The organism is Cellvibrio sp., from assembly GCF_046347455.1.
In the GTDB taxonomy this organism is placed as follows: Bacteria; Pseudomonadota; Gammaproteobacteria; order Pseudomonadales; family Cellvibrionaceae; genus Cellvibrio.
Map to the genome: position 1 here is coordinate 310,903 of NZ_JAXMGC010000005.1, position 6,982 is coordinate 317,884.

General features: G+C 47.2%; 7 protein-coding genes. 1 reads left to right on the forward strand and 6 read right to left on the reverse strand.

What is annotated here, in order from left to right; genetic code table 11:
* Nucleotides 1-13 precede the first annotated feature (13 nt).
* The 5 genes from U1F02_RS11615 to rsgA form a co-directional block, all read right to left on the reverse strand.
* Nucleotides 14-667 carry a replication protein P gene (locus U1F02_RS11615; protein ID WP_409990558.1) on the reverse strand — a complete coding sequence of 218 codons (654 nt, stop codon included), beginning with the start codon at nucleotides 665-667 and terminating at the stop codon, nucleotides 14-16.
* Nucleotides 630-1,790 carry a DnaT-like ssDNA-binding domain-containing protein gene (locus U1F02_RS11620; protein WP_409990559.1) on the reverse strand — a complete coding sequence of 387 codons (1,161 nt, stop codon included), beginning with the start codon at nucleotides 1,788-1,790 and terminating at the stop codon, nucleotides 630-632. The genes U1F02_RS11615 and U1F02_RS11620 overlap by 38 nt, the downstream gene beginning before the upstream one ends.
* Before the next feature lie 87 nt (nucleotides 1,791-1,877).
* Nucleotides 1,878-2,678, reverse strand: coding sequence for an alpha/beta fold hydrolase (locus U1F02_RS11625; protein ID WP_409990560.1), 801 nt, complete (start codon nucleotides 2,676-2,678; stop codon nucleotides 1,878-1,880).
* A 129-nt stretch (nucleotides 2,679-2,807) separates the two neighbouring features.
* Nucleotides 2,808-3,617: a sulfurtransferase gene (locus tag U1F02_RS11630; protein WP_409990561.1), complete on the reverse strand. Its 810-nt coding sequence runs from the start codon at nucleotides 3,615-3,617 to the stop codon at nucleotides 2,808-2,810.
* 150 nt (nucleotides 3,618-3,767) lie between these two features.
* Nucleotides 3,768-4,787 carry a small ribosomal subunit biogenesis GTPase RsgA gene (rsgA, locus tag U1F02_RS11635; protein ID WP_409990562.1) on the reverse strand — a complete coding sequence of 340 codons (1,020 nt, stop codon included), beginning with the start codon at nucleotides 4,785-4,787 and terminating at the stop codon, nucleotides 3,768-3,770.
* 86 nt (nucleotides 4,788-4,873) lie between these two features.
* Here rsgA and orn point away from each other — a divergent pair, with 86 nt between their 5' ends.
* Nucleotides 4,874-5,446: an oligoribonuclease gene (gene orn / locus U1F02_RS11640; RefSeq protein ID WP_409990563.1), complete on the forward strand. Its 573-nt coding sequence runs from the start codon at nucleotides 4,874-4,876 to the stop codon at nucleotides 5,444-5,446.
* A gap of 23 nt (nucleotides 5,447-5,469) precedes the next feature.
* On the opposite strand, the gene U1F02_RS11645 is transcribed toward orn, so the two are convergent.
* On the reverse strand, nucleotides 5,470-6,453 hold the full coding sequence (locus U1F02_RS11645; protein WP_409990564.1) for an integron integrase: 984 nt from the start codon (nucleotides 6,451-6,453) through the stop codon (nucleotides 5,470-5,472).
* Nucleotides 6,454-6,982: the final 529 nt, after the last annotated feature.

A 6,982-nucleotide genomic window follows, 5' to 3' on the forward strand; every position in this document is an offset into this window, starting at 1 on the left:
AAACTAAGAAAGATTAAAACCCCAATTGCTTGCGCAATTCTTCCATACGCTTGGCGTTTTCTTCCTTGCTCAAGGGGGATTCAATCGTTTGCGGAAGTGCGGGCATGTTTGGTGCGGGTAACTCTTCGCCATTCATAACGCGCTCACACAATTTTAAGTAGTGGCGTTCAAAAATGGGGAAGGCAACTTTCTCTGAATTGTTTGCCAGAAAAAACCAATCGCTCGCGCAGCCAGCGTGGTAAATCGCCGGATGGCTCCACGCATGAGCGGCTTTTGGGCTCGGTGCGCGGCATGCTTCTACATAAGCGCGGTGTGCATCAATCAAACCAAATTTTTCCGGGTCGCCTTGGCAGGCGCGAATCATGCGGTTCAATGTTGGCAGGTATTCTGATTCCTCAATGACCTTGCGCGCACCGCGCAAAATGGTTTCGGGCGCGAATTGACTTAAGCTTTCCAACCATAATTTTTTAATTTGGTTAAGCACTTGGGTATCGCTATAAGCTTTGTAATATTGGTTGTGATAATTAATGCGGAAGAGTGCAAACACTTCGTTAAGCGCATCAATATGCGCATCGCTAATCACACGGCTACGGCGAAAATCCTGATGGTTGCCTTCACTCGTATTAGTGCTATTGGGCCCAGCTGCGGTCGGTGAGGTCTTGGACAAGGCTTCGATCTCTTGTGCTACTTGTTGAATAATTGGGTTGCTGTCCCGCATGGTGATTACCCTGCTGTGTTATGGGCGCTAAAGCGTGCTGCTTGGCCCAATGATATTTAACATGCTGCAAAAATTTTGTATTCCATGAGGCGTAGAGCTGGTTGCTCTCGCGCCAATACAACACAAACTCGGCAACTTGTTGTTTGGCAAAATCTGTACTGATTTCCGCTAAGCGGAGTACGTCAAACACTTCGTTGCCCGGCTGCCAATTTTCGGGAATGCGTTTGGGTTCGGTGTCGTGTTCCAGCGCTGATGAATAACGAACCCATTGGCGTTTTACGTGTTGGATAAATTTGCTATTCCAGGTGCGGCCCACTTCGCCACGTTCTTGCCAATACAATACAAATTCCGGAATTGCATCTTCCACAAAGGCGTAGCTAATACCTGCATGTTTTACCAAAACTTCCAACGCATCTTTGCTTGGGCGCCAGCTCATGTGCATGGCAATATCTTTTTCGCGGTTTAAAAACTCTTCGTTGTTTTCACGCGCGTGTCGCGCCATTTGCGTTTGATGATTTCGCCATTTGTGCAGCACATCTTTCAAAAATTTTGCGCCCCACGAGTGACTGGTTTCGCCACGCTCGCGCCAATAGGTAATAAATTCCGGCACCTGTTGGCGAATAAAATCTTCAGGAATATTGTGCTGCGCAACCTGCCGCATAAGTTCCTGGTCAGGCTGCCAATTGGGCGCAATCAAATTAGCGCCGCCGCCCATATTAATAATGGGAAGCGGAGCGTGGTTTTCAACCGGTTTGCGTGCGGCTTGGCCATCATTAAAAGCCACGGTCAGTTTGCGGCTCTCGGTAAAAGGCGCAGAGGCCAGCAATATCACGCCTTGATCACGCAGGTTTTTGCTAATGCGTTGAATATCCTGCGGCGACCAGAATGGCATAGCCTGAACGACGAGGTTTTCATCCAGCTCCAGCCAATGTTGGCCGTCGCGCGCCACCAATGGGCGATAAGCCGCCACATCGCTTAAGAGCGAGAGCATGCAGGCTTCTTCAAGGCCAATCGTCGCCGCCAAAGAAGGCGAAACCAGCAGCGGGCGCTCAGGGATTAGGGATGAACTCATGGGGTATTTAGCGTCAAATTGCAAAGGTGGAATTGTAGGGGGTATGGGGGCGGGAAGCTAGGCTTGGCGTCTGGCGACGCCAAGGTCTTAGAGCGGGTTCATTTCTAGGATGGCTTTTACGACCGAATCGGGGCGGTCTTTTTGAATATAGTGAGTCGCTCTATCAACGGGTTCTGTTTGGGCGATACCTGTCAGTTGAATCCAGTCTTTGCGTAGCTTTGCCAGCACATCTTGATAGCTTCCTTGCTCCCCCGCGCGTGCAAGGGTACTTGTCAGAATGCGGGTCTTAAAGGATGTTGAATAATGCGTTGGGAGCGTGTTTAAACAATCCGTTTGCGCATCGAATTCTTTTCGCATGACCGGCGAAAACACCGTAAAGCGCATGGTTTTGATAATCGCGGCCGCGCTCGGTGCTTCATTCTGAATGGTTTCCCAATGTTTAGGATGCGTTGGGTCTAACAAGAGTACGCCAGCGACTTCCTCCGGGTACATGAGTGCATAAACGTACTCGTAAAGCCCGCCAATAGAATGACCGACCAACAAGTAAGGCGGCTTGGCACCACTTTGTTTTAAAAGACCATGTTGTTCGTGCGCGATTGTGCAGGCATCTCGCGTAGTTGCGACTGATGGACTAGCGTCATAGCCATAACGATCATAGGAAAAGTACGCGCGATTTTGCGGAAGTTGGCTGATCACTTTTGCCCACACCGATTTGCCATCGCCCAACCCTGACTGAAATACAATTGTGTTGCCTTGCCCTGGGTGATAGCTGTACGACATTGTTGCAGTTTTTTGCTGCTGAGATTTGAGGTTGGATTGCGTCTCGCACGCTGAAATCAAAAAACTCAACGTTGCAATTGTTAAGACGAGCGCTGGTTTTTTGCGCATAAGTTTTTCCTTAAATGCCTGAATGTCTTGTCCTGAAAAACGATATCGGGAAATGCTGATTTTTTTCGATAGAGATTTAAGACATGGCGCTTTTTATTGTTGAGCAGCGCCACGTCTTGGTAATAACAATTAAACTTCAATGGGCGTCGTCGAGTGATTCCCCCATTCAGCCCAAGAGCCATGATAAGCGCGAATGTTAAAACCAAGCGCTTTTCCTACTAAATAAGTAAAGCCTGAGCGGTGATGACTTTGGCAGTGAGTGATCATACGTTTATCGGACGTTAAGCCAAGCGATGCTAAATATTCCTTCGCATCTTTGCGAATACGCAAGTTGTCGTTGCGATCCATTAACGAAGTCCATTCCGCATTTATGGCACCGGGAATGTGACCATTTTTTGCTGCGGTTACGCGTGAACCGTTGTATTCGCCGGGACTGCGTGCATCCCAAACCACGAAATCGCCTTTGTCTAATTCACCAATAATATCGGGAATTTCAATGACCACTTTTGGATCAATTTTGAGATCAACTTTACTCGGCGTTACCGTTGGAATTTCTTGCGTGAGCGATTGGCCTGAACCGATCCAGGCGTGCAGGCCGCCGTTTAAATAGGAATAATGTTTGTGACCTATGGCATCCAATGTCCAGATCATTCGGCCTGCCCAGCCGCCGCCTTCATCGTCGTACACCACAACGTGTGTGTCCGGCGTTAAACCCAAAAATGAAAACACGCGATTGAGTTGTTCAACGGGCGCAATTTTTCCCGGGACGGGTGGTTGCCCGATTAGGATTTTTTGTGGCGGAACATGAATGGCGCCATCAATATGGCCTTGCAAATACGTTTGCTCGGCGCACATATCAATAATTAATAATTTGCTGCTAGTAGGTTGCGCCAGTAATGCGGCAAGTTGTGTGGGTTCAATGACAAAAGGAAGAGTCATTTTTTTTTTACTCCTTTGAAATTTTAAATCTGGGTTAACCCCCTCCCAACCTCCCCCTTGAAAAGGGGGAGGGGCTAACTCCCTGCTTAATACTGCGTGCAATCAGCTCCCTCCCCTTTTCAAGGGGAGGGTTGGGGTGGGGTTATATTTTCAATTCTCGTTTAAGGTCCGCAAAATGTATCTGTAAGAATCCATGCGGGTTGCACTAATTTTTCCGTTTTCTAAGGCCGATAAAATTGCACAGCCGGGTTCGTGGCGATGCGAGCAATCGCGAAATTTGCAGTGACCTATAAAAGGTTTGAATTCAATAAAGCCATCGAGCACGTCGTCTTCATCCATATGCCACAAACCAAATTCGCGAATGCCGGGCGAATCAATTAAGTGTCCGCCGCCCGGGAAATGTAAAAGCGTCGCGCTGGTGGTGGTATGGGTGCCTTGCTGACGTTCAGACAAGTCGCCAACGCGTAAGTTGCTTTCCGGCAAAAGCGCGTTTACGAGTGATGATTTACCAACGCCCGATTGCCCAACAAATACGCTGGTGTAGTGCGTTAAATACTGCCGGAATTCATCAAGGCCTGTTCCATTTTTGGTGGATACCATCAACACATCGTAACCCAGTTCGCGATAGGTTTTTTCGAGGTAAGTAATTTTCTCGCGAGTGTTATCGTCAACACGATCAATCTTGTTGATCAATAAGACCGGCTCTATGTCGATGGCATTGGCGGCTACCAAATAGCGATCAATTAAGTTTGCGTGAGGCTCGGGGTAGGGCGCGACCACAATGATGATGCGATCAATATTGGCGGCAACCGTTTTCATATCGCCGTGTGGGTCTGGGCGCTGTAGCGCGGAATCCCGTGGCAAAACGGCCACTACCACACCGAGGGGGTTGCCTGCGCGCCATACCACGCGATCACCTGTTACCAATGAGCCAAGGTTGCTGCGGAAATGACAACGCTGCTGCACGCCTTTGGCTTCGCCCTCGGTGGCTTCCACAACCACCTGCGTGCCGTAATGGGTAATGACCAAGCCGTGTTGTTCGGGACCCAAGTCGCTCTCGCTCAGCGCTTCGTCTGCTTGCTGGTCGCGCCTGTTGGCGCGTGCGCTGCGCTCTTCTTGAATTTTTTCAATGCGCCATTGTTGTCGGCGAGTGAGTTTGCGTTTGGTCATGCGTTCTTAGGGGCTCGATTGGCGATAAGGCCAAAATTGGTTTAGTCTGGTAAGCAATTGTGCCCTATTTACTAAGGAAATACCCTATGTCTGCTCAATCGTCTACTGAAAAGCTTAATGAAAACAATTTGATCTGGATCGATCTGGAAATGACCGGTTTGAACCCCGATACCGATGTGATCATTGAAATCGCTACCATAGTGACCGATGCGGATCTGAACATCTTGGCTGAAGGCCCCGTATTCGCTATTCATCAACCGGATAGCATTATGCTGAATATGGATGACTGGAATACTAACCAGCACGGTAAATCTGGCCTGACTCAGCGTGTGCGTGAAAGTAAAGTTAGTATTCAACAGGCCGAAGCTGAGACCATTAAGTTTTTGGAAAAGTGGGTGCCTGCGGGTAAATCGCCGATTTGCGGGAATTCCATTTGTCAGGATCGTCGCTTTCTTGTTCGAGGTATGCCCTTGCTCGAAGATTACTTCCACTATCGCAATTTAGATGTGAGCACCGTTAAGGAATTAGCTCGCCGCTGGCGCCCTGACGTTATCGCAGGCGTAAAAAAATCCGGCGCGCATTTGGCGTTGGATGACATTAAAGATTCAATCGCTGAATTACAGCATTATCGCGCAACATTTTTTAAGACGAGTATGTAGTTATTATTCATCTACTCTGAGGGTTAGGCATCCAAGGGGCTTTTGATCTTTTCGCCAAGCTCATCCAGCACGTGAAGATAAATTTCTGTTGTGCGTATATCAGCGTGCCCCATTAAGGTTTGAATTTGTTTCAAATCGTATTTGGCCTGCAGTAAACGCGTTGCAAACGAATGCCGAAAGGTATGGCAGCTGGCCTGCTTATGGATGCGAGACTCACGGATTGCATCCTTAACGTGAGATTGCAAAGTGCCGCTGTAAAGATGATGGCGCCGCATCACATTTACCCGCGGATCTTTGCTTATAGATTCTGAGGGAAACATGTACTGCCACTCCAATGCATGGCCCGCATAAGGGTATTTGTTTTCTAATGAATGCGGTAAATAAACGGGCCCCACCTTTCGCGCTTTATCAAAATCCAACAATTTTGAAACAACAACGACCTGATTTTTAAGATCGGCAATAAGACTTTTGGGCAGTAAGGTCGTTCTATCTTTTGCACCCTTTCCATCGCGCACGACGATGTAGCCCATATTGAAATCCACATCTTTAACGCGCAAACGCAACACCTCAGATATACGGAGACCTGCACCGTACATGAGTTGAGCCATCAACTTGTAAGGCATTACCAAGCAATCAATAACAGCCATGGCTTCATCATGCGAAAAGACGGTGGGTGTACGTGTCGCTTTTTTCGCATAGCGATAATCCAACTTTTCGATAGGTCTATTAAGAAAGCGGTTGTATAAAAACATAAGCGCATTAAGCGCGGTTTTTTGAGTGTTAGGCGCAGTATTAGCTCTGATTGCTAAGTGGGATAAATAAGCCGTTATATGTTCGGGCCCTAGTTTGCCGGGATGCTGTTTATTATGAAACACAATGTATTGATGAACCCAATAAACATAGGTATTCTCGGTTGAATAGCTTTTACCATCCAATCGAATAAAAGTGCGAAACTGATCGAGAAATTTAGTCGGGTTTTGCGGGAGAGGGATTTTGACATTTTCCATAATGCACCTGTATATAAATCCAGTTTTTCAAACTATAGCTTCAGCCCCTCACGATTTCAAGAGCCGACGGCCGTATATCTCCGATTTTATTGAAACGTATATCTCCGCTTTTATTTGGATTCGAATTTAAGTTGCTGTTATAGATGGGCTTTATATATAGGTGTAACCGGAAATATAAAGTCTAAACTTTTGAATAAACTGTTATGTGGGGCAAGAAATAAAAAACGCAAAGCTTCGGAAAGTACGAAAAAGCAAAAGCTATAATCCTGAAAGGGCGAAGCTTTGGTTTTTCTGGCTCGGAAACAATGTGCCACGGAGTTTAACGTTCTGAAATATTTCTGGTTCCTTCGGTAGTGCAGGGCATCGCAAGCAGTTTTAAGGGCTGAAGGTTTTTTCGGCACGTTGCTAAGCTGGTTTAGTTTTCTAACGTGTTGTAGTATTTTTCTTTTTTGGGTTTACCTTGCTTCGGAAACTTAGGTTGGGGCTTTGCTAGAAAAGCTATTTCGCGTACTGCTCACGTTTTTCGCAA

Bases quoted from the DNA above. Each gene is read 5' to 3' on its own strand.
- U1F02_RS11620 (WP_409990559.1), bottom strand. From the start codon at position 1,790: ATGAGTTCATCCCTAATCCCTGAGCGCCCGCTGCTGGTTTCGCCTTCT.
- U1F02_RS11625 (WP_409990560.1), bottom strand. From the start codon at position 2,678: ATGCGCAAAAAACCAGCGCTCGTCTTAACAATTGCAACGTTGAGTTTT.
- U1F02_RS11630 (WP_409990561.1), bottom strand. From the start codon at position 3,617: ATGACTCTTCCTTTTGTCATTGAACCCACACAACTTGCCGCATTACTG.
- rsgA (WP_409990562.1), bottom strand. From the start codon at position 4,787: ATGACCAAACGCAAACTCACTCGCCGACAACAATGGCGCATTGAAAAA.
- orn (WP_409990563.1), top strand. From the start codon at position 4,874: ATGTCTGCTCAATCGTCTACTGAAAAGCTTAATGAAAACAATTTGATC.
- U1F02_RS11645 (WP_409990564.1), bottom strand. From the start codon at position 6,453: ATGGAAAATGTCAAAATCCCTCTCCCGCAAAACCCGACTAAATTTCTC.